The following is a 24,166-nucleotide window of genomic DNA, read 5'->3' on the forward strand; positions in this document are numbered from 1 at the left end:
ATCAAGGAGATCCGCGTGATCGTCCCACCGTGACCCACTCCTTTCCTCTCGTCGGCGGGAACGTCCCGTCATTCCAGGGGCGAGAGGAAGCGGTACACCGTGAGCATCCGAGCCCTGCCCTGCCGACCCCCCACGCTGCGTCTCGTCGGCGGACCCGGCGACGACATCGCGCACGTCGCCGGGCTTCTGGCGCGCTGCACGCCGGGAGGCGGCTGGCAGCCCACGCTCGCGGCACGCCTCGGCCGGCTGCACGCGCAGGAGGGCGCCGACCTGCACGGCCTGCTCGCCTGCATCGACGACACCCTCCTTGCCGCCGGCCGCTCGCCGGCCACGCCGCAGGTGGCGCGCGCGGCGCTCGAGGCCTGGACCAAGGAGCGGTGCCGACGCGGAGAGGACGTCGACAACCCGCTCACCGGCACGCCGGGAGCGGAGAACCTGCGCCGCCAGCTCGAGCGGGTGTGCCTCGCGGCGTCGCCGCGCGTGCTCGTGGCCGAGGTGATCGTCGACGAGCTGGTGCAGTGCGACCGCGGCGCGCTGCGTGACGTGGAGACCGAGCTGAGCCTCGCGCTCGTGCGCGCCGTCCTCGACGACCAGCTCGGTGCCACCGACCACCTCCACCACGGACGGTGGTCGCGCCTCGGCCCGCACCGGCTCGCGGCCCTCGTCGACGTCGCCGACGTCGCGGCCCTCGTGGCCGGGGTGAGCCGGTCGCGTCGCTGGCTCGGACGGTGGCGCGCCGACATCGACGTCGCGGCCTGGTTCGAGCCGGTGCCGTCCGAACCGGGCGCACGGGGCGCGCTCGTCAGGGACCTCGCCATGTGAGGCGAACGAGACCGCCGTCCACGGACGTGACCAGGGGTGCAGGTCCGCGGTGGGGAGCACGCTCCCTCGGGGGGACGGTGCACATGAAAGACGCCGGCGGCGACCGACCGGCTCAGAGGTGCTGCGGAGGGAGCAGCACCGAGAGCAACGGCGGTCGCCGCCGGCGACGCGTGCGAAGGATCAGCTGCCGACGTCGAACTTCGGCGACGGGGCAGCGGCAGGATGCTCGGACGTCGGTCGCTTCGGTGGCGCGATCGACGTCGGACGATCTCGGACGAACTCGCGTTCCATCCAGTGCAGGCGGTTCGCGCCTGTGCGCGGATCCCAGAAGTCGCAGAGCACGAGGCTCTCGTAGGTGTGGGTGGCCATGGCGGGCACGAGCTCCTTGACCTGCTCGCCGCCGTGGTCCCAGAGGCAGCCGACCCAGACGGGCCGGGGGTTCGCCAGCGGCACCGGCGTCCCCGAGGGCGTCGGTTGCTGGTTGATCAGGAGGGACATGTCCCTAACCTATTCACTGAACAGGTTCTGACCAACTTTTGGTTGAAGATTTGTTCACCGACCAGGTCACACCAGCTCGCGGTTGGCGAACTGGTTCAGCTTCTCGCAGACGAACACGACGTGGCGGTGCAGCCACACGGTCGCTGCGGGACCGAACGACGCCGACGTCGCGTCGACCGAGTACGTCAGGCGGCTGCCTGTCAGGTGGTCGTGCAGCTCGATCGTCTCCAGCAGGTCCGCCATCGGCGTCTCGGTGCGCAGCGCGAGGCACTGACCCGCCCTGAAGTCCGCGACGTGCACCGTCGCGTCGACGCCGTGCAGGCCGTTGTGGTGCTTGCACACGTACGACGACGCAGGATCCAGGACCGTGCTGTCGGTGGACACGCACTCCTCCAGCGCGCTCCACTCGGAGATGTTCTCCAGGGACACGAGCTCGTCCCACAGTCGCTCGCGGGCGAGCGAGGACTCGATCTCGTGACCATCGATGAGCATTCCTGAACGGTAGGTCCGGTTCGACGGGTCCGCAGTGCGAGAAAACCATTGAAATCTCAACCAACTGAGCGGCTGGAGTGCGCGAGCGTCGGCACGCCTCCCCGGGGAGCGCTGGCAGCGCAGGCGCCGCGACGTGCAGGCACCCGTGACATTTCCCACTTGTTACGACCAGGTAGATGAAAACTTCTTCAACTCCGGTACGGTCACTCCAACCGATTGCGGGGGAGGACCCCCCGGAACGTGTCCCCGGACGGGGCAACGAGAGGAAACGACACGATGGCAGACGTGGCGGCGGCGCTCGACAAGGCCGGACTGACCAACACGCACGTGCGCGAGTACGTGGAGCACTGGGCGGGGGTGACCGGCGCCTCGCAGATCGAGGTCGTCTCGGCCGCCGACGACGCCCGACTCATCCAGGAGGCGCTCGACGCCGGGGAGCTCCTCCCCGCCGGCGAGGGTCGCTACTACTCCCGCTCCTACTTCAAGGACACCGCACGCGCCGAGGAGCGCACCATCGTCGCCACGCACGACGAGGCCGACAAGGGCGTCTACAACAACTGGCGTCCCGCCACCGAGATGAAGGAGAAGCTGGTCGGGCTCATGACCGGCGCCTCCGAGGGCAAGACGATGTACGTCATCCCCTACCTCATGGCACCGAAGGGCTCGCCCCTCGAGAAGTACGCGGCCGGCGTCGAGCTCACCGACAACCGCAACGTCGTGTTGCAGATGATCCGCATGGCCCGCGTCGGCGCCGAGTACATCAACGACCTCGGCGACTCCTTCGTGCGCGCCGTGCACGTCACCGGCGACCTGGAGAACCTCGGCCAGGGCACCCCCGACGACAAGCGGTACTTCGTCACCGTCGCCGACGAGCGCACCATCCTGCACTTCGGCTCCTCCTACGGCGGAAACGCGCTGCTCGGCAAGATCGCCCACGGCCTGCGCCAGGGCTCCTACGACGGCTGGAAGAACGGCTTCCTCGTCGAGCAGTTCATGCTGCTCGGCATCGTCGACAAGGAGACCGGCAAGAAGTACCACATCTGTGGCGGCTTCCCGTCCGCGTCGGGCAAGACGAACCTCGCCATGACGCTCGCCCCCGACGCCCTCGGCGACCGCTACTACGTCGAGTTCTACGGCGACGACATCGCGTGGCTGTGGGTCGGCGACGACGGCAAGCTCTACGGCATGAACCCCGAGAACGGGGTCTTCGGCGTCGCGAAGGACACCAACGAGAAGACCAACCCGACCGCCGTCGACTCCATCGTCGAGGGCACCGGCGCCATCTTCACCAACGTCGCCTACAACCCCAAGACCCAGGAGGTCTGGTGGGAGGGCAAGGGCGACAAGCCCACCGACCTCGACGGCTGGGAGGACTGGAAGGGCGACCTCATCGCCGACCGTCAGGGCGAGGAGGTCGACGCGCCGTGGGCCCACCCCAACAGCCGCTTCACCACCACGCTGGAGAACGTGCCCAACGTCGCGAAGGACTTCGAGGAGCCGCAGGGCGTCGAGATCCACGGCGTCATCTTCGGCGGCCGCACCCGCGACCGTGAGCCGCTCATCCGCGCCATCGACGACGTCGCCGAGGGCGTCTACGACGGCCTGACCCTCGGCGCCGAGGCCACGGCCGCCGCCGACGGCCTCGAGGGCGTCCTGCGCTACGACCCGATGTCGATGCGTCCGTTCATGTCCTACTCCGAGGGCGCCTACGCCGCCCACTGGCTCGAGGTCTTCTCCCGCGCCCAGAAGAAGCCCGTGTTCGCGCACGTCAACTGGTTCCAGCGCGGCGACGACGGCCGCTTCCTGTGGCCCGGCTACCGCGAGAACCTGCGCCCGCTCGTGTGGCTCATGCAGTACATGAACGGCGAGGTCGAGGGCGAGCGGACGCCCGTCGGCGTCATCCCGAAGCGCGACGAGCTGCTCCTCGAGGGTCTGGACGAGCAGGCCCTGGCCGACCTCGACACGATCCTCACGATCGACGTCGACCGCTGGCGGGAGGAGATCGGCCACCGCCAGGTGCACCTGGAGCAGTTCCACGGACTGCCCGAGGAGATCTGGGAGGCGCACCGCCGCGTCGCCGCCGCTCTGGACGACACCGCGCTCGACGACGCCTGAGCCGGTGTCTGCCACGAGCGCACCGCTGCACCACAGCAAGGCCGAGCTCTTCCGCACGCTCGGGCACCCGGTCCGCATCCGGGTGCTCGAGCTGCTGGAGGACCGGCCGATGGCCGTGCGCGAGCTGCTCGCCGACATCGAGGTCGAGTCGTCGTCGCTGTCGCAGCAGCTGGCCGTCCTGCGTCGGGCCGACCTCGTGACGTCGACCCGACGCGGAGGCACCGTCGAGTACGCGCTGGCGACGGATCGCGTCGCCGAGCTGCTCGCCGCCGGCAGGGCCCTGCTCAACGTCCTGCCCTGACCCACCCCCACCCGACCCCGCCCAGCCTCCGCTGGGCGGGGTCGCGTGCGTCGCGGTCGAGTGCGCCAGGACGGGCTGTCCGAGCGGTTTGCCAAGATGAGGCCATGTCGGCCCTGTCGAAGGCACTCGCCTACCGGCGTCTCGTGGATGAGCACGCTGCCCTGCGACTCCTGCGCGCCGACCTCGCACCCGTCATCGCAGGCATCCTCGCCGAGCGTCTGGGTGCACCCGGAATGCGCATGCCCACCGAAGAGCTCCACGCGGCCGTGGAGGCAGATCTCGAGGAGCTGCGTCTGCACGAGGAGCTCAAGCAGAACGCACGTGCCTACTGCGACGACTGGCGCAACGCCGGCTTTCTCGTGCGGCGCACCGATCGCGACAGCCGCGGAGAGACCTACGAGCTGTCGGCCGCCGCTCACCTCGCGCTCCGGATGTTCTCCCAGCTCGAGACACCTCGCACCACGATCACCGAGTCGCGTCTCGTCGGGCTTGCTGCCGCCATCCGTCAGCTCGCCCGCGACACCGACCCTGACGGCACCCGTCGACTCGAGGTCCTGCTGACCGAGCGAGACCGCATCGACGCCGAGATCACCGCGGTACGCGGAGGTGAGGTGACCACGCTCGACGACCGCCGCGCCGCCGAACGCCTCGCCGACATCCTCCTGCAGGCCGAGCATCTCCCCGGCGACTTCGCCGGGGTACGAGCTCGCTTCGAGAGTCTCAACCAGGACCTCCGCGCCAGCATCCTCGACGCCGACGAACGACACGGCAGCGTCCTCGACGACGTCTTTCGCGGTGTCGACCTGATCGAGGCCTCCGACGAAGGCCGAACCTTCACCGCCTTCGCCGCGCTCATCCGCGACCCCGAGCGGTCCGCCGCCCTCGACACCGACCTCGCCGCCCTGCTCGAGCGTGACTTCGCCCGCGCGATCGACCCAGGGGCACGTCGCGCGCTCCGCACGCTTGTCCGCGACCTCAAGCACGGCAGTCGCGACGTGCACCAGGTACTCACCGAGTTCGCTCGCGGTCTGCGCCGCTATGTCTACTCCCAGGAGTTCCAGCGCGACAGGCGGCTCCGCGACGCGCTGCGGGAGTCGCTCTCCGTCGCCGTCGCTGCCTCTCGCCGCATCAAGCCCTACGCGCGGATGCCGCGCGACATCGAGCTGTCGGCGCTCCCGTTCTCCACCGTGGGAGAGATCAGTGCGCACGACCCGTCCGACTACGACACCGGTGCCACCCTCGACGACGCGACCACCACGACGGTCGACCTCGAGGCACTCCGCGCGGTCGCGCGAGAGAGCGAGATCGACTTCGTCGAGCTCGTCCGCAACGTCAACGCCGTCCTCGACGAGGTGCCGTCCGCCTCGGTAGGCACCGTCCTGCGCCACCGCCCTGCCAGCCAGGGGGTCGCCAGCGTCGTCGGGCTGCTCTCCCTCGCCACCGTCCACGGGCGGCTCGACCCGAGGTCGGCCGAGTCGCTCACCTGGACGGGGACCGACGGTGTCCCGCGATCCGCCATCATCGCCACCCACACCTTTACGGAGAAGATCAGATGAGTCTCGCGGACCCCGCCGGCGCCCCGCGCCTCTGGAAGGACGACACGGGCAGGCTCGTCGAGGACTCGCGGCGGGCGGTGCTCGAGATCCTCAAGGGCCCGTACCTGTCAGGGCGCCGACGGCCACAGCTCTGGGCCGCCCTGATGGCCGACGAACGCGCCATCCGATCGCTCCTGCACGATCTCTTCCTCGAGCTCGTCATCGACCCCGTGGACGAGTTCGCCTTCACCCGCAAGGTCCGCACCGACGAGATCGAGGTCCCGAGCACGCTGCGCAGCGAGAGTCTCGCGTTCATCGACACCGCGATGCTCCTCGTGCTTCGTCAGCTCCTCCTCGCGACGTCCGGAGAGCGGCGGGTGATCGTCGGCCAGGACGAGGTGTACGAGCGGCTGAGCATCTACTCCGACGGCGACGAGTCCACGTTCCGTCGCAACCTCAATGCAGCCTGGGGGCGCATGATGAACAAGCTCCGGGTCATCCACCCTGCGGGCGAGGAGCGAGCCGAGATCTCACCCGTGGTCAAGTTCCTGCTCGACGAGGATGAGGTCCGCGCTCTCACCGAGGAGTACCGGCGCATCGGCGAGGGTGCCGCGTCAGGTGAGGACGTCTCATGACCCTTCCCCTCGACCTCCCGGTCCCGGCCACCGGACAGTGGCGCCTCGCCGAGGTCCAGCTCGCCAACTGGGGCACGTTCGACGGCAAGATTTACCGGCTGCCGATCGCCCGACGAGGTCACCTGGTCACCGGGCCCTCCGGGTCGGGCAAGTCGTCCCTGCTCGACGCGATCGCCGCTGTCCTCACCCCGGACAAGTGGCTACGGCTCAACCAGGCGGCGCAAGGCAGCGGCGCCCGGGCCGATCAGCGCAGCCTCGTCAGCTACGTTCGCGGTGCATGGTCGCGCACCGTCGACGACGACGAGGACCGCGTCGTCAGTCAGTTCCTGCGCACCGGAGCGACCTGGAGCGGGATCCTGTTGCGACTTGAGTCCGGGACCACCCAACCCGTCACGCTGGCCCGCTTGTTCTTCCTGCGCGCCGGCGGCTCCAGCAACGCCGACATCAACGACGTCTGTGTGCTGGAGCGATCGGCCATCGACCTGCGCGACGTCGAGCCGTTCGTCCGTAAGGGCGTCGAGGTGCGCAAGCTGCAGGCCGCCTGGCCGGACGCCGTGGTCACGAGCAACCGGTCCCACGCCCGCTTCTACGCACGACTCAGGTCCGTCGTCGGCATCGCGGACGAGACCGCCCTCCAGCTCCTGCACAAGACGCAGTCGGCGAAGAACCTGGACAGCCTCGACGACCTCTTCCGCGACTACATGCTCGAAGAACCGTCCACCTTCGCGCTCGCAGACAACGCGGTGGCGCAGTTCGGTGAGCTCCGCAGCGCCCATGACCGCGTCGTGCAGCTGAGGTTGCAACGCGATCACCTCCTGCGGCTCCGCGACGCTGCCTCCGCCCACGACGAGGCCCGCGTCGCAGCGGAGAAGGCGAAGGACCTCGCCAGCCACGTCGTCGGCTACCAGCATGCCCGCACGCTTCTGCTGGCCACCAACGAGGCTGAGGCCCTCAGGGAACGCCTGGTCGTCCTCCGGGAGGACGTCGCGACTGCACGGCTGCGCGACACCTCGTCGGACGAGGCACTGCGTCGCGCCGAGCGCCTCGCGCTGGAGCTCGGAGGTGCGGAGGCCGAGCACGTCCAACGGGCGATCGACACCGCCGAGCAAGCCGCGCGCGACACGGAGGAACGCTGGCAGACTCTGGCGCGGCAGCTCGCCGCCGCGGGCATCCAGAGTCCGCCCCGGACGGCAGGTGAGTTCGCTGAGCTTCGTCGGGCCATCGAGGAGATGATCGACGACACCGAACCGGAGACCGCGTCGTACGAGCAGCTCCAGCGCCTGTTCGAGACCCGCGCCGAACGGGATCGGCTCACCGACGACATCGCGTCGCTCCGCAGGACCGGGAGCACGGTACCCCCGCGACTCCTCGCGGTTCGGACGGCTCTCTCCGCGCACCTCGGGCTGCCGGACACGGCACTCCCGTTCGCGGCCGAGCTGATCGAGGTCGCCCCTCGTCACGTCGCCTGGACCGGTGCGATCGAGAGGGTGCTTCGACCGCTCTCTCTCGCGATGCTCGTGCGGTCCGAGCACCTCCGGCCCGTGCGGCGCTGGGTCGAGGAACACCAGCTCGACGGCCTCCGCCTGGTCTTCGAGGAGGTCCGACCGGACGCCGCGCCGCCACGACCGGCGCGCAGCGACGTGTCGCTGCTGCACCGGGTCGTGATCGCCGACGGACCATTCGCCGGGTGGCTTGGAGGGCAGCTGTCCGAGCGGTTCGACTACGCCTGCGTCGACAGCCCGGATCACCTGGACCGTCACGACAAGGCGGTCACGATCGGCGGCCAGGTCAAGACGTCGCGCACGCGGTACGAGAAGGACGACCGCATGCGCATCGGTGACCGGCGCGGGTGGGTCCTGGGCGATCGCGAGGCGAAGATCGAGGCGTTGGTCGAGCGCCTCATCGGCGCGGAGGCCGAGCTGGCCGCAGCGCAGGAGGTCGCCGCCGACGTCGAGCGGCGCCGAGCAGCGTCGATCGAACGCCGTGGTGTGCTCAAGACCGTCCGTGAGCAGCGTTGGGCTGCGGTCGATGTCGAGGGTGCGCAGAGCCGCGTGGCCGAGCTGCAGCACCAGCTCGAGGATCTCACGAGCGCCGACTCCGAGCTCAGCACCGCGGTGCAGACGGTGGCTGCGCGTCGCAGCGAGCGGCAGGCGTCCGCGGAGGTGCTGCGAGCCGCTGAGCTGGCGGTGGCGCAAGCGGAGAGCGAGCAGCGTCGCCTCGGGGAGGAGATCGATCGGCTGAACGCGTCGTCGCGCGAGGAGGGCGCGCTCGACCCCGAGGTCGTCACCGAGCTGGACGGACGGTTCCGTGCGAGGCGGCGGCACCTGGACCGGGTCGGCATCGCCGCCGTCGGACAGCAGGTCGTCCAGGATCTCCGCGACGATAGCGACGCGGAGACCCGCCGGGCCAACACCGCGGCGGAGGCCATCGTCCGCGAGGCCACGTCGTTCAACGAGCAGTGGCCTGCCGCTGCGGTCGCGGCTGACCTGACCCCGTCGGTGGACGATCGCGGCGGCTACCTCGACGTACTCGACCAGATCGTCGCGAACGGTCTGCCCCAGCACGAGGCCAGCTTTCTGCGGCTCCTGCGGGAGCGCTCGCGCGACATGGTGGCAGACCTCGTCAACGACATCCTGGCAGCGCCGCGGGAGATCGCCGAACGCATCGGCCCGGTCAACGACTCGCTGCGCAGGTCGCCGTTCGACACGGACCGCTTCCTGGGTCTGAAGGTCAAGACCCGTCACACCGACACGGTCACGCGATTCATCGCCGACCTGCGGGCCGTGGCGAGCTTGGGCTGGACGGAGGATGACCTGGAGGCCGCAGAGGAACGGTTCGCCGTGCTCAGCCGCATCATGGAGCAGCTGGCCTCCAGCCTTCCGGCGGACCGTGCGTGGCGCCGTCAGTGCCTCGACACCCGCCAACACGTAACCTTCCGGGCCGAGGAGATCGACCCCGACGGCCACGTGCACGCCACGTACGACTCGGGGGCGGCGATGTCGGGAGGGCAGCAGCAGAAGCTCGTAGTGTTCTGCCTCGCCGCTGCGCTGCGGTACCAGCTCGCCGACGCAGACGACGTCGTCCCCCGGTACGGCACGATCGTCCTCGACGAGGCGTTCGACAAGGCCGATACGAGGTACACGCGCATGGCCCTCGACGTGTTCGTCGAGTTCGGTTTCCAGCTCATCCTCGCCACCCCGCAGAAGCTTTTGCAGACGATCGAACCGTACGTGGGTGCGGTGACCTCGATCGAGAACCCCACTCGGAAGCTCTCCCAAGTCTCGAGCGTCGTCTGGGACGATGAGGTTCCGTCGTGATCGGGGTCGCCGAGGCGCGCGCGGGGGCAGCGGCCACCCTGCGGCGACGTGGCACTGATTGGGCCGTTGCTCCGCCCGACGAGCCGGCTCTCACGATCCTGCTGAAGCCGCCCACGGAGCGCGAGGCGATGGTCGATCAAGCCGGTGCCGAGGCCTGGGCGCGCGCATGGACGGACCCCGCGTTCGTCGGTGGTCTCACCGTGGAGTGGGAGGAGCGCTCGTGGCGGCGGGTGGGTCGTCAGCGGGTGCCGGTGAGACTGGTGGCCCGTCGTCCCGACGATGTCGCAGCGTTGGCGGGGGGCCGGGTCGCTTCCGAGTGGAGGCTATTCGCTGCTCGTGTGGCAGAGATCCGAGGACGGTGGGGACCGTCGGAGGAGCTCGACGCCACCTGCCGACGTCATGCGCGTGAGATCACCGGGTGGGACGAGGACCGGTTCCTGCAGGTCCTCGACGTCGCTCAGTGGCTCGCCATCCACCCCTCCGACGGGTTGCGTCCGCGGCAGGTCCCTGTGCGAGGGGTGGACAGCAAGTGGCTAGGGCGCCACCGCGGCGTGCTCACGGCTCTCACGACTGCCACGACGGGCCGGCCTGGGTTGGGGCTGGTCGATGGGGACCCGCTTCTCCGGGTGAGGTGCCTCGACTCCTCGCTCTGCATCGGTGGGCTGGCGGACCTCGCCGCACCGGTCCGTCAGCTCGCGAGCCTCGCTCTGCGCCCGGACGTCGTCTTCGTGTTCGAGAATCTCGAGACCGTCCTCGCCATGCCGCAGTGGCCCGGCGCCGTGGTGCTACATGGCTCCGGCTATGCCGTCGACGTCCTCGAGAAGCTGCCGTGGCTGGCGCGGTGTCCGATCGTCTACTGGGGAGATCTCGACTCGCACGGTTTCGCGATCCTGAACAGGTTGCGATCTCACCTCGACGGGGTGACGAGCGTGCTTATGGATGAGAAGACCCTCCTGGACCATCGTGACCTTTGGGTGATCGAGCCCCGACCGGCGCGCGGCGTGCTCGACGAACTGACGTCGGACGAGCGTGCCGTGCTAGCGCGGATTCGTGCGGAGGGTGACGTCCGGCTGGAGCAGGAGCGAATCCCCTGGGACCTCGCCCTGAGGGAGCTCAGATCGGTTTCGCGAGGCTGATGACCGAGCGCGTGGGGTGAGCGGCAGCGTCGGCGTGGGGTGGTCTCGATACGGCGACTTCTGCTCCTTCGTCGCGACGTCGCCTACTCGACCAGCGGTCAACTCGCTGGTCGAGTAGTCAGGACGAGCTTGCGAGGTCCTGACGTATCGAGACCACTCGGCAGGGGCTCAAGCGTGGGCCACCCCCCAGCGTCCGCTTGGGGTGGTCTCGATACGCCCGGAGCACGCTCCTTCGTCGCGGCTCCGCGCTACTCGACCAGCGGGTGGGGGCGGGGATGGACCGCTCGACCAGCGGTAGGGGTGGTGTCTCTTCGACCAGCGGTGGGGTGGGTCAGTCGCTGCCGAAGAGGTCGCGGGTGTAGATCTTGTCGGCCACGTCGGCGAGGTCGGGGGTGTGGCGGTTGACGACGATGACGTCGCTGCGACGCTTCAGCTCCTCGAGGTCGCGCAGGACCTCCGAGCCGAAGAACGGCTCGTCGGGCAGCAGCGGCTCGTACACGAGCACCTCGATGCCCTTCGCCTTCAGCCGCTTCATGACGCCCTGGATGCTCGAGGCGCGGAAGTTGTCCGAGCCCGACTTCATCACCAGGCGGTAGATGCCGACCGTCCGGGGCTGACGACGCAGGATGTCCTCGGCGACGAAGTCCTTGCGGGTCGAGTTGGCGTCGACGATCGCGCCGATCAGGTTCTGCGGCACGTCCTCGAAGTTCGCTCGCAGCTGCTTCGTGTCCTTCGGCAGGCAGTAGCCGCCGTAGCCGAACGACGGGTTGTTGTAGTGGCTGCCGATGCGCGGGTCCAGACCCACGCCCTCGATGATCTGCCGCGAGTCGAGGCCGTGGATCGCCGCGTACGTGTCGAGCTCGTTGAAGTACGCCACCCGCAGCGCCAGGTAGGTGTTCGCGAACAGCTTGATCGCCTCGGCCTCGGTCGAGTCGGTCAGCAGCACCGGCACGTCGTCCTCCAGGGCGCCCTCGCGCAGCAGCTCCGCGAACGCCTCGCCCTCGGCGGTGCGGGCACCCACGACGATCCGCGACGGGTGCAGGTTGTCGTACAGCGCCCGACCCTCGCGCAGGAACTCCGGCGAGAACAGGATCGTCAGGTCCGGGTGCTGCTCGCGGATGCGGGCCGTGAACCCCACGGGAACGGTCGACTTGATGACGATCGCCGCCGCCGGGTTCACCTCGCCGACGGCCGCCACGACGCTCTCGACGGAGCGCGTGTTGAAGTAGTTCGACTGCGGGTCGTAGTCGGTGGGCGTCGCGACCACGACGAACGAGGCGTCGACGTAGGCCGACGCGGCGTCGGTGGTGGCGGTCAGGTCGAGCGGCTTCTCGGCCAGGTACTGCTCGAGCTCGACGTCCTCGATCGGCGACGTGCGCGCGTTGATCTGCTCCACCTTGGCGGCGTCGATGTCGACGGCCACCACCTGGTGGCGCTGGGCGAGGATGACGGCATTCGAGAGGCCGACGTAGCCGGTTCCCACCACTGCGATCTTCATGGCCGCAGCCTAACGTCTGGCATCGCGCCCCCGACCGGACAATGCCGTGCGACCCCGCGGCGACAGGCTCCGTCAGGTGCTGTCGCAGCACCCCCGCGCGCCGCTACGATGAGCGCACCCCCGTCGCCTTCCTCACCCCTGGAGAAGGCGGCGGGGCCTCGTCGTCCCCGTCAGGGGGTCAGGACTCGTCGGCCGCGTGCGTGTCGGTGCGCTGGACGAAGCGGGTCAGCCGCTCCTGCACGAGCGCCACGTGGTCGTGCAGCCACACCGTGACAGCCGGGCCGAACATCGACGACGTCGCCGCGGCGGTGTAGCGGACCAGCGTGCCTCGACCGTCGGGCTCGAGGACCACGCGCTCGTTCACGACCGCCATCGCCGACGCCGTGCGCAGCTTGAACTCGTTCGGCGGGTCGAGGTTCGTGACCACGATCGAAGCGTCCAGCTCCTCGTCGCGGTGCTGCAGGACGCACAGGTAGGACTGGGCCTGCGCCAGGACGTCGGTGTCGGTGGACAGGCAGCGGCCGACAGCACTCCACTCCCCGAGGGTCTCCAGACGCAGGAGGTTCGCCCACAGCTGGGCGCGCGTCTGGGGGGACGCGATCTGGTACTCCTCCGCAATCATGCTTCGACGGTAAGCATCCTGCGAGGCGGGCGCATCCCAACGCGCCGTGCGGAGCATGTGGAGAGGTTGACCGTCCGTCAGATCCACCGGCGACGGCGGAACACGGCCCACAGACCGACGCTCACGCAGCCCATCAGCAGCAGCGCGAACGGGTAGCCGAGACGCCAGTGCAGCTCGGGCATCTGGTCGAAGTTCATGCCGTACACGGTGCCGATGAGGGTCGGCGCGAACAGGATGGCCGCCCAGGCCGAGATCCGCTTGACCTCCTCGTTCTGGTCGAGGCTGGCCTCGGTGAGCGCCTTCATCTCCTCGTTCTGCTTCTGCGCCACCAGGGTGGCGTTGACGGTCATGATGTCGCGCAGCAGCTGGCGGAACCCGTCGATCTGCTCGGTCACCTGCGTCAGGTGGTCCTCGACGTCGCGCAGGTAGCGCTGCAGCTCCTCGTCGATGCGGTACTTCGTGAACCCGCCGGCCAGCGAGCGCAGCACGCGGGCGAGCGGTGCGGCGGCGCGCTGGAACTCGATCACCTCGCGGGTCAGCTCGTAGATGCGCCGCGAGACGCGCGGGTCGCCGGAGAAGACCTCCGTCTCGATCTCGTCGATGTCGTTCGCGAGGCCTGCCACCACGGGCAGGTAGCCGTCGACCACGCGGTCGAGCACGGCGTAGAGGACGGCCTCCGGGCCGAGGCGCAGCAGGTCGGGGTTGCTCTCGAGGCGGCGACGCACGGCCGACAGGTCGGGCGCCTCGCTGTGCCGCAGCGTGACGACGAAGTCGGGCCCGACGAACACGTGCACCTCGCCGAACTCCACCTCCTCGACGTCGTCGAGGTAGCGGGCGGCGCGCAGCACGACGAACAGGGTGTCGTCGTAGCGCTCGATCTTCGGGCGCTGGTGGGCGACGATCGCGTCCTCGACGGCGAGGCTGTGCAGGTCGAGCTCGTCGGCGAGCGACCCGAGCTCGTGCTGGTCGGGCCGGTAGAGGCCGACCCACGCGAACGCGTCGGGGTGCTCGCGCAGCGCACCGTAGGTGTCGGCGAGCGTGCGGGGCGACGCGACGCGGTCGCCGTCGACGTAGACGGCGCTGTCGACGAGGCTCTCGCGACCCTCGGCCTGGCGGTCGGCGGCGTGCGCTGCGGTCGGCTGGTCCGCGTGGGGACGGTCGGGGGTGGGGTGCTGACGGCGCACGCGGGTGGTCAGGGTGCGCAGGGACGTGAAGGAACGGTCGGACATGACGGACTCCGTCGGGGTGGGCCGCAGGGCTGCGGCGGGCCGGTGCTGACGACGGTGCTGGTCCCGGTGCGAGCGACCGGGGCGACGACGGCGCTCAGGGGCGCGGTCGTCGACTGGGAGGTTCACCGGACACGGCAACCACCTCCCTCGTCTGCCTGCGGACGTTCCACCGACCAGGGTAGCTCGTCCCCGGCGCCTACCCGTCCGTACGGCGGACGGGCGTCACGCGCGAGAAACCTCGGGACGGCAGGATGGGTGCCATGATCTCCCCCAGCACCCGGTCGACGGAGCAGATCCTCGCGTCCGACCGCCGTGAGCCCGACGTCGCCCTTTTCGCCGGAGGGGTCGGGTCCGACGAGGAGCATGCGGCGCTGCGGGCCTCGGTGCGACAGCTGACGACGCTGCTCGGTGAGGCGCTCACCCGCCACGAGGGTGCGGAGCTGCTCGAGCTCGTCGAGCGCGTGCGCCACCTTGCGCGACGACCCGGTGCGGGGTCGAGCGAGCTGCGCGAGGCGCTCGACGCCCTCGAGCCCGAGCGCGCCGTGGTGCTGGCCCGGGCGTTCGCCCTGTACTTCCAGCTGGTCAACATCACCGAGCAGCTGCACCGCTGGCAGGAGCTGACGCTGAGCAGCGAGGGACCGCTCGCGAGCACCTTCGGGCGCATCGAGGAGGCCCTCGCCGACGGCAGCCTCTCGGCCGAGGAGCTGGCCGACGTGCTCACCCGCGTCGAGTACCGGCCCGTGTTCACCGCCCACCCCACCGAGGCGAGCCGCCGCACGGTGCTGCGCCTGCTGCGCAAGGTCGCCGAGGTCGTGCGCGACCTCGAGGACCCGCGTCGTCCGGCCGCGCACGCCGCGGCCGACGAGCGTCGCCTGGCCGAGCTGGTCGACCTGCTGTGGCAGACCGACGAGCTGCGGGTCGTCAAGCCCGAGCCGCTCGACGAGGCACGCACGGCCGTGTACTACCTGCGCTCGATCGCGTCGGAGGTCGTGCCCGGCCTGCTCGACGAGCTCGACCGGCAGACCGCGCGCGTCGGAGTCGAGCTGGCTCCGGCGGCCCGACCGCTGCGCTTCGGCACGTGGGCCGGCGGCGACCGCGACGGCAACCCCAACGTCACGCCGGAGGTCACGCTCGACGTGCTGCACCTGCAGCACACGTCGGGCCTGGCCGAGCTGGTGACGATGGTCGACGACCTGCTCACCGAGATGACCGCGTCGACGCGCGTGGTCGAGGCCAGCCAGGAGCTGCTCGACAGCCTCGCCGAGGACGCCGAGGCGCTGCCGATCACCTGGAGCACGATCCGCCGCCTCAACGCCGACGAGCCGTACCGCCTCAAGCTCAGCTTCGTGCGCGTGCGCCTGCTGCGCACCCGCGACCGCCTCGTCGACGACACCCCGCACGAGCCGGGTCGCGACTACCTCGGCTTCGACGAGCTGGTGCGCGACCTCGCGCTGGTGCGCGACTCGATGCTGGCGGCCGGCGACGAGCTGACCGGCAACGGCGCCATCCGACGTCTGCTGCGCACCGCGGTCACGTTCGGCGCGGGCCTGGCCACGATGGACGTGCGCGAGCACTCCGCCAAGCACCACGCGGCCCTCGCCGACCTCTACGCGAGGGTCGGCGAGACCGGGTACGGCGAGCTCGAGCGTCCGCAGCGCATCGAGCGGCTCGCCGAGGAGCTGCGGTCCGCGCGTCCGCTGCTGGGTGCTGCGGCGGCCGCCGACCGCGAGCGGCTCGGCGAGGCGGCGTCGGCGTCGCTGGCGCTCATGGAGACCATCCGCACCGCGCTCGACACGTACGGGCCCGAGGTCGTCGAGACCTACATCGTCTCGATGACGCACGACGTGGACGACCTGTTCGCCGTCGTCGTGCTGGCCCGCGAGGCAGGCCTCGTCGACCTCACCGGCGAGGAGCCGGTGGCGCGCATCGGCTTCGCGCCGCTGTTCGAGACCGTCGCCGAGCTCGAGTCGGCCGGGCCGCTGCTCGACGCGCTGCTGTCGGACCCGTCGTACCGCCGCGTGGTCGCGGCGCGCGGCGACCTGCAGGAGATCATGCTCGGCTACTCCGACTCCTCCAAGGACGCCGGCATCGCCGCCTCGCAGTGGCAGATCCACCGCGCGCAGCGCGCGCTGCGCGACGTCGCCCGCGAGCACGGCGTGCGGCTGCGGCTGTTCCACGGTCGCGGCGGGTCCGTGGGCCGCGGCGGCGGCCCGACGGCCGAGGCGATCATGAGCCAGCCGTACGGCTCGCTCGACGGCGCCATCAAGATCACCGAGCAGGGCGAGGTCATCTCCGACAAGTACGCCCTGCCGGGGCTCGGTCGGCACAACCTCGAGGGTGCGCTGGCCGCGGTCGTGGAGGCGTCGGCGCTGCACCGCACGTCGCTGCTGCCGCGCGAGGTGCTCGACGGCTGGAACGCGACGATGGACGTCGTCGCCGAGCAGGGCAAGCAGGCCTACCGTGCGCTCGTGCGCGACGACGCGCTGGTGCCGTTCTTCGTGGCCGCGACGCCCGTCGACGAGCTCGGCAAGATGAACATCGGCTCGCGTCCGGCGAAGCGCCCGGGCGGCGCCGGGGGCCTCGACGACCTGCGTGCCATCCCGTGGGTGTTCGGGTGGACCCAGTCGCGGATCATCCTGCCCGGCTGGTTCGGCGTCGGCTCGGGCCTGCAGGCCGCGTTCGACGACGGCCGCGAGGACACGCTGCGCGAGATGTACGGGTCGTGGGCGTTCTTCCGCACGTTCCTGTCGAACGTGCAGATGACGCTCGCGAAGACCGACCTCGAGATCGCCTCCTCCTACGTCGACGCGCTGGTGCCCGACGACGCCCGCCACCTGATGGACGTCATCCGCGCCGAGCACGAGCGCACCGTGGGGCAGGTGCTGCGGGTGACCGGCCAGACGTCGCTGCTGGAGTCGGCTCCGGTGCTGCGCCGCACGCTCGAGCTGCGCGACGCCTACCTCGCGCCCCTGCACGCGCTGCAGGTCTCGCTGCTCGGTCGGGCGCGGTCGGCGGAGTCGCCGTCGGCCGAGACCGAGCGGGCGCTGCTGCTGACGATCAACGGCATCGCCGCCGGCCTGCGCAACACCGGCTGAGCGGTCCCGTCACCACGACGACGGCGCTGCCACCCCGAGCGGGGAGGCAGCGCCGTCGTCGTGTGCGGGTGACGCGGGGTCAGCGGTAGCGGACCTTGAAGTACAGGAGTCCGCTGACGATCGACGTCTGGCGCAGGCGCTTGTCCTGGTTCACCAGCACGCGCTTGCTGGAACGCTTCGACGGCTTCGTGAAGTAGTCCTGCGACACCACGAGGTCGTCGTTGCGCACGTCGTTCGCGAGCTGGTCGGCCACGCCCTGCGCCGACGTCGGCTGCTTCGCCGGGAGCGACAGCTCGTCCTCGTCGTCGTAGTAGTAGTCCTCGTCGTCCCACGGGGCGAAGTCGTCGAAGTACTCGTCCTCGTCGTCCCAGCTGTTCGTGTTGCCGCCGGTGATGACGATGCGGCCGGTGCCGATCGCCGTCGACGCGGGACGGATCTCGGTGGTCACGAAGCGCTTGGTGGCCTTCGAGTACCGGTTCGCGCGGTCGAGGGTGATGCGCAGCTTGATCGTGCGTCCCTTGGTGGCGGTGATGGTGCCACCCTCGCGCAGCTTGACCCAGCGACGCGTCTTCGTGTCGTAGCGCTCGGCGGCGGTGGCCTTGAGCGCCTTGTACGGCGACGTGAGCGTGTCGTCGATGGTCACGTCGGTGACGTCGATGTTGGAGAACGGGTTGTCCTGCAGGGCCCAGATGTTCGACGCGACGCCGGTGCCGACGTACTCCGCGAGGGAGTCCTGTCGGCTGTAGCGGTCGGTGCGGCGCATCTCGACGGGCTTGCCGTTGACGGTGCTGGTGCCCTTGACCGTCCAGGTCACGAGCGACTCGCCACCGGCCAGCTGGTCCTGGGCGAGGGCAGCGTCGCGGAAGGCGTGCGTGGCGGCGATCTCGGCGAGGGCGTCCGGGTTGGGGACGGACGACAGGTAGGTGCGCGCCGGCTTGCCGTCGGACGAGGCCGTCGAGGTGACGGTCGTGGTGAGCGGCAGCGCGCCGAGGCGACCGAACACGCCGGCCAGGCCGTCGTGCAGGAGGGTTCCCTGCGGGGCGCCGAGGTTGGCCAGCTTGTACGACTCGCCGCCGTCGGCCTGGATCAGCGCGGTCGACGCGTTGTGCAGGGTGCGCTGGGCGTTCGCGAACTCCATGGGGTGGCCGAAGCCGACGACGTCGCCGTCGCACACGAGCGACGCGGTGCCGAGCGCGTAGGAGGCGATCGACCCGTAGGAGTCGGCGACTGCCAGGTTGCCGCCGGCGACGATGGGTGCGTCGGCGGCGGTGCCGCCGCTGGCGCCGTTGATGACGGTGCGGGCCGTGGTGCCGGCGCGCTTGGCGATGGTGGCGTAGCCGCGGGCGAGGCTGCTGGGCAGCGTGATGGCGGTGACGGGCTTGATGCTGCGCGCGCCGGTGCCGAGCTCGCTGCGGTCGGCGCCGGCGGCGACGAGGCGGTTCTTCTCGCGCGAGGTGAGCTTGATGCTCGTGGGCGCCTGGCCGCCGTTGGCGCGCAGGGCCTGCAGGGCCGCGGCGGGCGTGACGCCGGCGATCGAGGAGCCCTGCGTGCCGCCGAACGTGTAGGCGACGGCGCCGATGAGGCGGCCGTCGGCGGCGTACACGGGGGAGCCGGACATGCCCGACCAGACGCCGGCGTCGATGGTGCCGTCGGCCTTGGTGATCCGGGAGCCCTTGAGGTCGAAGACGAGGGTGTCGCCGTCGTCGCTCCTGAGGGTGTCGAGGTAGGTGCCCGTGAACGACTCCGGCTCGACCTTCGACGACGGGCGACCGGGGGTGACGCCGGCGGTGGTGAGACCGGTGACCTCCTGGCCCTCCTCGAGCTGGTCGGCGGGGTAGGTCTCGCACGCGGCGGACGACGAGGGGGCGTCGGTCGGCTCGGCCTGGGCGGGCGCGGCCACGAGGCCGACGGTGCTGGCGACGAGTGCGGCGGATGCGCACAGCGCCGGCAGCGCCAGACGACTGCTGGTCATGGGTCCTTCTCTCTCCACGGTGCCCCGCGACGGGGCGGCTGCGCTCACCGTAGTGGTCGCGGACCTGGTTCCTGGGCGGATTCACCAAACAGACACCTGTCGTCGGTGGATCGGGTGAGTCTTTGCGTGGTCCCGGCCCCGGTTGCACGACGCCGAGGGGCGTCCCGTAGACTCTTCGCTGTCCTTCGGGACGTGCGCCCGTAGCTCAACGGATAGAGCATCTGACTACGGATCAGAAGGTTTGGGGTTCGAATCCCTACGGGCGCGCAGACGAGGCCCGGAGCATCTGAGGATGCTCCGGGCTTCTGTGCTTTGTGGGGGACCCGGGGCGGTGCCTGGGTGGACGCAAGACTCCGCGTCCGCGTGCGGGGTGTCGAAGGATGCTGCGTCCGTGTCGGGATCCCGTCGTGAACGCAGCATCGTCGGGTGTCGGGGACCTCGACGCAGGACCGTCAGGTCGGTTTCAATGCATGGAGCAGGTGTCGAGATGACGGACGTGAGGGGGAGACGATGCTCGGCTCGTTCATGACCCTGGACGTCGTCGGCGAGGTCCTGGACCGGCTCGACCGCTCCCAGACCGCGGCCGCGGCGTACCGGGCGGCGTGGAAGAGCCGCGAGACGAGCGGCGACGCGAGTCCCGAGCTGCTCCTCGAGGAGATGAAGCGGCGCTCGGTCCCCGGCGCCTACGCGCCTCTCGACGATCCTCGGCTCGCCGCTCCGCTCGCCCTCTGGCAGGCCGGGGTGGAGCCGCGCGCAGCAGGTCGGTCGCTCAAGGCCGGACGGGTGCCTCACTGACTCCGCTGTCTCCCAGAGCGACAGGGGAGACGGCATCGTCGGTCTCGAGTCGTCGGGGCCGGGAATGATGCTGCGGTGCCCGGATCGGCTACGGCACCTCAGCCCGTGGGACGGACGACTGTCGCGGATCCATTTTTGACGTGATCTCGATTCACCAGCTGGTCTGACCTGTGATGGTTCGTATCACCCGCCACTGACCGGTTGCGGTTCCGATGCCGCTCGACACCAGCGGCTTCCCCATGAGAGAGCGGCCCATGCCCCCTTCCGCCCCCTTGACCGCAGTCACGACGGTCACCGCCACCGCGGTGCTCGCAAGCCTGCTCGCGGCGCCTTCACACCGCCCGCCCGTGCTCCACGGCGCGTCCGATACGTCGATCATCGCCGGCGACCACCGCGGCGAGGGCGACGGGTCGCTGCGCTCGATCGCTGACTCTGACACCGACACGTTCGAGCGTCTTCCCCTGAACGGAGACCGCACTGCGACCGCCACCACGCCGGTCCCGATCGCCTCGGGCGGCACCGGCTGGACGACCTTTCCCCGCAAGAGCAAGCGCACCGTCACCGTCGCAGGTGTCGGCTCGGTGCCCGCCAACGCCTTCGGCGTCAGCCTGAAGGTCACCGGACGTTGGACCACGAAGAAGGACCCCGGCTGGCTCGTGGTCAACGACCCTGAGCTTCCTGGCGACTACCAGATCGTCGAGAGCCCCTACGGGACTACCTATGAGAGCAGCGAGCTCATGGAGATGACCCTGTCCGAGGCCGGCACGATCGAGGTCGCCAACAACTCCGGGACCAACGTCAACATCAAGGTCGAGGTCAACGCCTGGTACGCCGACCCCGACCCGCTCAGCGACATCGACTCCGGGATCATCGACGGCCTCGAGCTGATCGAGAAGATCCCCGACTCCGAGACCGGCACGCAGGAGGACATCGACGCGTGGCTCGCCGAGCAGGGCCTCGAGCGGCCCGCCGCCGACGTCACCAGCGACAGTGACGACGCGATCCAGGCCACCTACGACCCGCGCGTCAAGCAGAACGCGATCACCGTCGGCGCCACCGCCTGCATCGGTGCGATCATCCTCGCCGTCCTGAGCAACATCTACCTCGTGTCCAAGCTCGCGAAGGTCAAGGCTGCGATCAAGACTGTCGGTGGCACGAAGGCCGCCTACAAGGCTCTACGGAAGGCGTACAAGACCTACCGCAAGGCCGGTCACGGACGAGGAGCGTCGGCGAAGAAGGCTTTCAAGCACGTCTTCACCCATGGGAGCATCGGCAAAGACGTACGCGACGCGCTGATCGACCTGGCCACGGTCGGTGGCGTCATCGAGAAATGCTTCTGACGGGGGAGATCATGGAAACGCTCAACAACTACCGCACGCTGTTCTCGATCGTGGCCGTGGCCGCGATCGCCGTCAACATCTTCGGCAGTGCCGACGCCGCGACCGGCGCCTACATCGTCGCCGCTGCGGTCGTCCTCTACATCCTCTGGGCGGCATTCGGACGGACGCAGCTGCAGCAACGGCGCGTGAAGAACGCCTCCAGCTGAACCACGACGGCACTGTGACTGGCCGATTCCGACCAGCCACAGTGCCGTCTCACGCCCCTCCGCGACGTCGCCCGAGGCGCTCGAGCTGCAGCACGGGGAGCGCGGCCTCACCGGCTCCGTCGGTGCGAGACGTCCTTCAGGACGCGCCCTGCTCCTCGCGCGGGACGGACAGCTCGACGAGGTTGCCGTCCGGGTCGCGGACGTAGACGCTGCGGATCGGTCCGGAGGAGCCGGTCCGGTCGACGGGTCCGAGCTCGACGGGCACGCCGGCGCCGGCGAGCGTCCGCTCGACCTCCTCCAGGGGGCGGTCGACGATGAAGCAGAGGTCGGCCGAGCCGGGGGTCGGTGCGGCGGCGTGCGGCTCGATCGGCGCCGCGGCCTCGTGCAGGTTGATCTTCCAGCCCGGCGCGTGGAGGGCCGTCCGTCCCTCGCCGAAGGTCCGGGCCTCGAGCCCGAGGACGTCACCGTAGAAGCGGACCGTCGCGTCGACGTCGGCGACGGTGAGGACGAGGTGGTCGAGGTGGTGCAGCACCCGTCCATCGTGCGCCACCGCGCCACGCCCGTCACGTGCCCTCGAGGTCCCGACGGCGGACGCACGCGTCTGCGTCCGCGTGCCAAGGGTCGAAGGGTGCTGCGTTGGTGACGGGATCCCGTCACCAACGCAGCATCCTTCGGGGCTGGACGCAGGACGGCAGAATCCTGCGTCCAGCCGTCCCCTCACCCCCGCCCCGGCCCCCTCAGGGGGCCGGCCATGGCGTGGTAGCCGCCGTCGACGTGCAGGATCTCGCCGGTGACGGCTCGTGCGAGGTCGGAGAAGAGGTAGCAGACCGAGTCGGCGACAGGCTCGGTGTCGCGGGGGTCCCACGGCAGGGGCGACCGCTGCTCCCACGCGTCGAGCAGCTCCTCGAAGCCCGGGATGCCGCTGGCGGCGCGGGTGTGGACGGGTCCGGCCGCGACCAGGTTGCTGCGGATGCCGATCGCGCCCAGGTCGCGGGCGAGGTAGCGGTTGAGCGACTCCAGGCCCGCCTTGCACACGCCCATCCAGTTGTAGACCGACCACGCCCCTGCGGCGTCGAAGTCGAGCCCGACGAGGCTGGCCCCCGGCGGCGGGCTCAGTCGGCGCAGCACCTCCGCCAGCTCCGCGTAGGAGACGGTGCTCGTGCGGAACGCCTGCTCGAGCTGTGCAGGGTCGACGCCCAGCATCGAGCCCGACAGTGCCGCCCGCGGCGCGAACGCGATGGCGTGCAGCGCCGCGTCGAGACGTCCGAAGCGCTCGCCGACGGCCTCGACCAGCTCCAGGCCCGCGCCCGGGCGGGTGACGTCGTAGGTGAGGACGGTGTCGACGTCGAGCGACCGCGCCGCCTCTCTCGCGCGCTCGAGGTCGCGGTCGAGGGCCGTGAGCACGACCTGGGCACCCAGCTCGCCGGCGCGTCGGGCCACGCCGTAGGCGATGCTCTCGGTGGTGACGACGCCCGTCACCAGCACGACCTTGCCGGCCAGCAGGCCCGCGCTCACGCGAGCACCCCGGCGATCGCGTGGTACAGCGGGATGCCGAGGACGATGTTGAACGGGAACGTGATGCCGAGCGACATCGTCAGGTAGCGCGACGGCAGCGCCTCCGGGATCGCGTGGCGCGCCACGGCCGGGACGACGATGTACGAGCCGCTGGCCGCCAGCACGGTCAGCAGCGTCAGGTCGCCGACGGAGAGACCGGCCAGGACGCCCAGGGCCAGCGCGAGCGTCGCGCCGAGCAGCGGCATCACGACGGCGAAGCCGATCAGGAACGGCGGGACCCCCTTGACCTCGCGCAGCTGCCGGGCCACGACGAGGCCCATGTCGAGCAGGAAGAACGCCAGCAGCCCCTTGAAGAGGTCGTGCAACAGCGGCGCCATGGTCTCCGCGCCGCTCGATCCGGAGGCGACGCCGATGACCAGGGAGCCGACGAGGAGCAGGAACGTGCCCTCGGTGAACGCCCCGCGCAGGATGCTGCCCACGCTCGCGCCGGCCGGGGGCAGGTCCGACGTCGGCGTGGCGAGCAGCACGGCCATGATCACCGCGGGCGTCTCCATCATGACCAGCGCGACCGTCATGTAGCCGCCGGGCTCGTCGCCACGCGAGGTCACGAACTGCGTCGCCGCGACGAACGTGACGGCACTGACCGAGCCGTAGGTGGCCGCGATCGCCGCCGCGTCGAAGGGCGCCACCCGCCGGCGCAGCACGCGGTACCCGACGACCGGGATGACGACGGACAGGAGCACCGCGAGGCCCATGACGGTGAGGGCGGTGCTGGTGATGCCGGTGGCCGCGAGCGCCTCGCCGCCCTTGAAGCCGATCGACATGAGCAGGTAGAGGGAGAGGAACTTCGTGACGGCCGGTGGCACCTCGAGGTTCGAGCGCAGGGTGCCGGCGAGCAGTCCGAGGACGAAGAACAGGATGACCGGGTCGGTGAGGTTGCTGAGCATGGAGAGATCCACGAGGACTCCTGGACTGGCAGGGGGATCTCGTCCGCGCGGTGTCGCCACCCCGTCCGGCGCCGCGCGGTGAGAGATCGTTAACGG

The 24,166-nt window shown here is 70.3% G+C and carries 20 protein-coding genes and 1 tRNA gene; 12 read left to right on the forward strand and 9 right to left on the reverse strand.

Going from position 1 to position 24,166, the window contains the following annotated elements; genetic code table 11:
* Positions 1-99 precede the first annotated feature (99 nt).
* Positions 100-822, forward strand: a complete 723-nt coding sequence (locus tag A6Q81_RS16935; protein ID WP_286691195.1) for a hypothetical protein — start codon at positions 100-102, stop codon at positions 820-822.
* A gap of 180 nt (positions 823-1,002) precedes the next feature.
* Here the strand turns inward: A6Q81_RS16935 and A6Q81_RS16940 are convergent, their stop codons facing one another.
* Together A6Q81_RS16940 and A6Q81_RS16945 are read right to left on the reverse strand one after the other, a co-directional pair.
* The gene (locus A6Q81_RS16940) at positions 1,003-1,320 is read right to left on the reverse strand and encodes a hypothetical protein (RefSeq protein ID WP_253025173.1); all 318 of its coding nucleotides are present in this window, start codon (positions 1,318-1,320) and stop codon (positions 1,003-1,005) included.
* A 66-nt stretch (positions 1,321-1,386) separates the two neighbouring features.
* Entirely contained in the window at positions 1,387-1,812 is a 426-nt protein-coding gene (locus A6Q81_RS16945; protein ID WP_253025171.1) for a hypothetical protein, read from the reverse strand.
* Between the two features lie 276 nt (positions 1,813-2,088).
* On the opposite strand from A6Q81_RS16945, the gene A6Q81_RS16950 reads away from it, so the two are divergent.
* The 6 genes from A6Q81_RS16950 (at position 2,089) to A6Q81_RS16975 (ending at position 10,851) form a co-directional block, all read left to right on the forward strand.
* Complete coding sequence (locus A6Q81_RS16950) at positions 2,089-3,927, forward strand: phosphoenolpyruvate carboxykinase (GTP) (protein WP_286691196.1); 1,839 nt, start codon at positions 2,089-2,091, stop codon at positions 3,925-3,927.
* Positions 3,928-3,931: 4 nt separating this feature from the next.
* On the forward strand, positions 3,932-4,228 hold the full coding sequence (locus tag A6Q81_RS16955) for an ArsR/SmtB family transcription factor (protein ID WP_067860570.1): 297 nt from the start codon (positions 3,932-3,934) through the stop codon (positions 4,226-4,228).
* 104 nt (positions 4,229-4,332) lie between these two features.
* A complete protein-coding gene (locus A6Q81_RS16960) occupies positions 4,333-5,784 on the forward strand; it encodes a DUF3375 domain-containing protein (protein WP_067860568.1) in 1,452 nt (483 codons plus the stop codon).
* Complete coding sequence (locus tag A6Q81_RS16965) at positions 5,781-6,398, forward strand: DUF4194 domain-containing protein (protein WP_067860566.1); 618 nt, start codon at positions 5,781-5,783, stop codon at positions 6,396-6,398. Before A6Q81_RS16960 ends, A6Q81_RS16965 begins: the two co-directional genes overlap by 4 nt.
* Positions 6,395-9,715, forward strand: coding sequence for an ATP-binding protein (locus tag A6Q81_RS16970; RefSeq protein ID WP_286691197.1), 3,321 nt, complete (start codon positions 6,395-6,397; stop codon positions 9,713-9,715). Before A6Q81_RS16965 ends, A6Q81_RS16970 begins: the two co-directional genes overlap by 4 nt.
* Positions 9,712-10,851 carry a Wadjet anti-phage system protein JetD domain-containing protein gene (locus tag A6Q81_RS16975; RefSeq protein ID WP_067860561.1) on the forward strand — a complete coding sequence of 380 codons (1,140 nt, stop codon included), beginning with the start codon at positions 9,712-9,714 and terminating at the stop codon, positions 10,849-10,851. The genes A6Q81_RS16970 and A6Q81_RS16975 overlap by 4 nt, the downstream gene beginning before the upstream one ends.
* A 331-nt stretch (positions 10,852-11,182) precedes the next feature.
* Here the strand turns inward: A6Q81_RS16975 and A6Q81_RS16980 are convergent, their stop codons facing one another.
* The 3 genes from A6Q81_RS16980 to corA form a co-directional block, all read right to left on the reverse strand.
* Positions 11,183-12,349 carry a nucleotide sugar dehydrogenase gene (locus A6Q81_RS16980; protein WP_286691198.1) on the reverse strand — a complete coding sequence of 389 codons (1,167 nt, stop codon included), beginning with the start codon at positions 12,347-12,349 and terminating at the stop codon, positions 11,183-11,185.
* 178 nt (positions 12,350-12,527) lie between these two features.
* Entirely contained in the window at positions 12,528-12,971 is a 444-nt protein-coding gene (locus A6Q81_RS16985) for an SRPBCC family protein (RefSeq protein ID WP_286691199.1), read from the reverse strand.
* A 77-nt stretch (positions 12,972-13,048) separates the two neighbouring features.
* Complete coding sequence (gene corA, locus A6Q81_RS16990) at positions 13,049-14,200, reverse strand: magnesium/cobalt transporter CorA (RefSeq protein WP_286691200.1); 1,152 nt, start codon at positions 14,198-14,200, stop codon at positions 13,049-13,051.
* A gap of 260 nt (positions 14,201-14,460) precedes the next feature.
* Between corA and ppc the strand changes: the two genes are divergently transcribed.
* Positions 14,461-17,295 carry a phosphoenolpyruvate carboxylase gene (gene ppc / locus A6Q81_RS16995; RefSeq protein WP_286691201.1) on the forward strand — a complete coding sequence of 945 codons (2,835 nt, stop codon included), beginning with the start codon at positions 14,461-14,463 and terminating at the stop codon, positions 17,293-17,295.
* Between the two features lie 79 nt (positions 17,296-17,374).
* Here the strand turns inward: ppc and A6Q81_RS17000 are convergent, their stop codons facing one another.
* Positions 17,375-19,267 carry a hypothetical protein gene (locus A6Q81_RS17000; protein WP_286691202.1) on the reverse strand — a complete coding sequence of 631 codons (1,893 nt, stop codon included), beginning with the start codon at positions 19,265-19,267 and terminating at the stop codon, positions 17,375-17,377.
* 194 nt (positions 19,268-19,461) lie between these two features.
* On the opposite strand from A6Q81_RS17000, the gene A6Q81_RS17005 reads away from it, so the two are divergent.
* The 4 genes from A6Q81_RS17005 to A6Q81_RS17020 all read left to right on the forward strand — a co-directional run bounded on the left by A6Q81_RS17005 (position 19,462) and on the right by A6Q81_RS17020 (position 21,608).
* Positions 19,462-19,534 (forward strand) — tRNA-Arg (locus A6Q81_RS17005).
* Between the two features lie 243 nt (positions 19,535-19,777).
* Positions 19,778-20,062 carry a hypothetical protein gene (locus A6Q81_RS17010; RefSeq protein ID WP_286691203.1) on the forward strand — a complete coding sequence of 95 codons (285 nt, stop codon included), beginning with the start codon at positions 19,778-19,780 and terminating at the stop codon, positions 20,060-20,062.
* Between the two features lie 254 nt (positions 20,063-20,316).
* Positions 20,317-21,402: a hypothetical protein gene (locus A6Q81_RS17015; RefSeq protein WP_286691204.1), complete on the forward strand. Its 1,086-nt coding sequence runs from the start codon at positions 20,317-20,319 to the stop codon at positions 21,400-21,402.
* A gap of 11 nt (positions 21,403-21,413) precedes the next feature.
* Positions 21,414-21,608 carry a hypothetical protein gene (locus tag A6Q81_RS17020; protein WP_067860548.1) on the forward strand — a complete coding sequence of 65 codons (195 nt, stop codon included), beginning with the start codon at positions 21,414-21,416 and terminating at the stop codon, positions 21,606-21,608.
* A gap of 136 nt (positions 21,609-21,744) precedes the next feature.
* Here A6Q81_RS17020 and A6Q81_RS17025 read toward each other — a convergent pair whose 3' ends face one another.
* The 3 genes from A6Q81_RS17025 to A6Q81_RS17035 all read right to left on the reverse strand — a co-directional run bounded on the left by A6Q81_RS17025 (position 21,745) and on the right by A6Q81_RS17035 (position 24,082).
* Positions 21,745-22,140, reverse strand: a complete 396-nt coding sequence (locus A6Q81_RS17025) for a VOC family protein (RefSeq protein ID WP_286691205.1) — start codon at positions 22,138-22,140, stop codon at positions 21,745-21,747.
* A gap of 185 nt (positions 22,141-22,325) precedes the next feature.
* Positions 22,326-23,123, reverse strand: coding sequence for an SDR family oxidoreductase (locus tag A6Q81_RS17030; RefSeq protein ID WP_067860544.1), 798 nt, complete (start codon positions 23,121-23,123; stop codon positions 22,326-22,328).
* The gene (locus A6Q81_RS17035) at positions 23,120-24,082 is read right to left on the reverse strand and encodes a sodium-dependent bicarbonate transport family permease (RefSeq protein WP_286691206.1); all 963 of its coding nucleotides are present in this window, start codon (positions 24,080-24,082) and stop codon (positions 23,120-23,122) included. The genes A6Q81_RS17030 and A6Q81_RS17035 overlap by 4 nt, the downstream gene beginning before the upstream one ends.
* Positions 24,083-24,166: the final 84 nt, after the last annotated feature.

Origin of the sequence: Aeromicrobium sp. REDSEA-S38_B2, assembly GCF_001628525.1 — a bacterium.
In the GTDB taxonomy this organism is placed as follows: Bacteria; Actinomycetota; Actinomycetes; order Propionibacteriales; family Nocardioidaceae; genus Aeromicrobium; species Aeromicrobium erythreum.

Bases quoted from the DNA above. Each gene is read 5' to 3' on its own strand.
- A6Q81_RS17020 (WP_067860548.1), top strand. From the start codon at position 21,414: ATGGAAACGCTCAACAACTACCGCACGCTGTTCTCGATCGTGGCCGTG.
- A6Q81_RS16940 (WP_253025173.1), bottom strand. From the start codon at position 1,320: ATGTCCCTCCTGATCAACCAGCAACCGACGCCCTCGGGGACGCCGGTG.
- A6Q81_RS16980 (WP_286691198.1), bottom strand. From the start codon at position 12,349: ATGAAGATCGCAGTGGTGGGAACCGGCTACGTCGGCCTCTCGAATGCC.
- A6Q81_RS17010 (WP_286691203.1), top strand. From the start codon at position 19,778: ATGCTCGGCTCGTTCATGACCCTGGACGTCGTCGGCGAGGTCCTGGAC.
- A6Q81_RS16945 (WP_253025171.1), bottom strand. From the start codon at position 1,812: ATGCTCATCGATGGTCACGAGATCGAGTCCTCGCTCGCCCGCGAGCGA.
- A6Q81_RS16970 (WP_286691197.1), top strand. From the start codon at position 6,395: ATGACCCTTCCCCTCGACCTCCCGGTCCCGGCCACCGGACAGTGGCGC.
- A6Q81_RS17000 (WP_286691202.1), bottom strand. From the start codon at position 19,267: ATGACCAGCAGTCGTCTGGCGCTGCCGGCGCTGTGCGCATCCGCCGCA.
- A6Q81_RS17015 (WP_286691204.1), top strand. From the start codon at position 20,317: ATGCCCCCTTCCGCCCCCTTGACCGCAGTCACGACGGTCACCGCCACC.
- A6Q81_RS16950 (WP_286691196.1), top strand. From the start codon at position 2,089: ATGGCAGACGTGGCGGCGGCGCTCGACAAGGCCGGACTGACCAACACG.
- A6Q81_RS16965 (WP_067860566.1), top strand. From the start codon at position 5,781: ATGAGTCTCGCGGACCCCGCCGGCGCCCCGCGCCTCTGGAAGGACGAC.
- corA (WP_286691200.1), bottom strand. From the start codon at position 14,200: ATGTCCGACCGTTCCTTCACGTCCCTGCGCACCCTGACCACCCGCGTG.
- ppc (WP_286691201.1), top strand. From the start codon at position 14,461: ATGATCTCCCCCAGCACCCGGTCGACGGAGCAGATCCTCGCGTCCGAC.
- A6Q81_RS16960 (WP_067860568.1), top strand. From the start codon at position 4,333: ATGTCGGCCCTGTCGAAGGCACTCGCCTACCGGCGTCTCGTGGATGAG.
- A6Q81_RS16985 (WP_286691199.1), bottom strand. From the start codon at position 12,971: ATGATTGCGGAGGAGTACCAGATCGCGTCCCCCCAGACGCGCGCCCAG.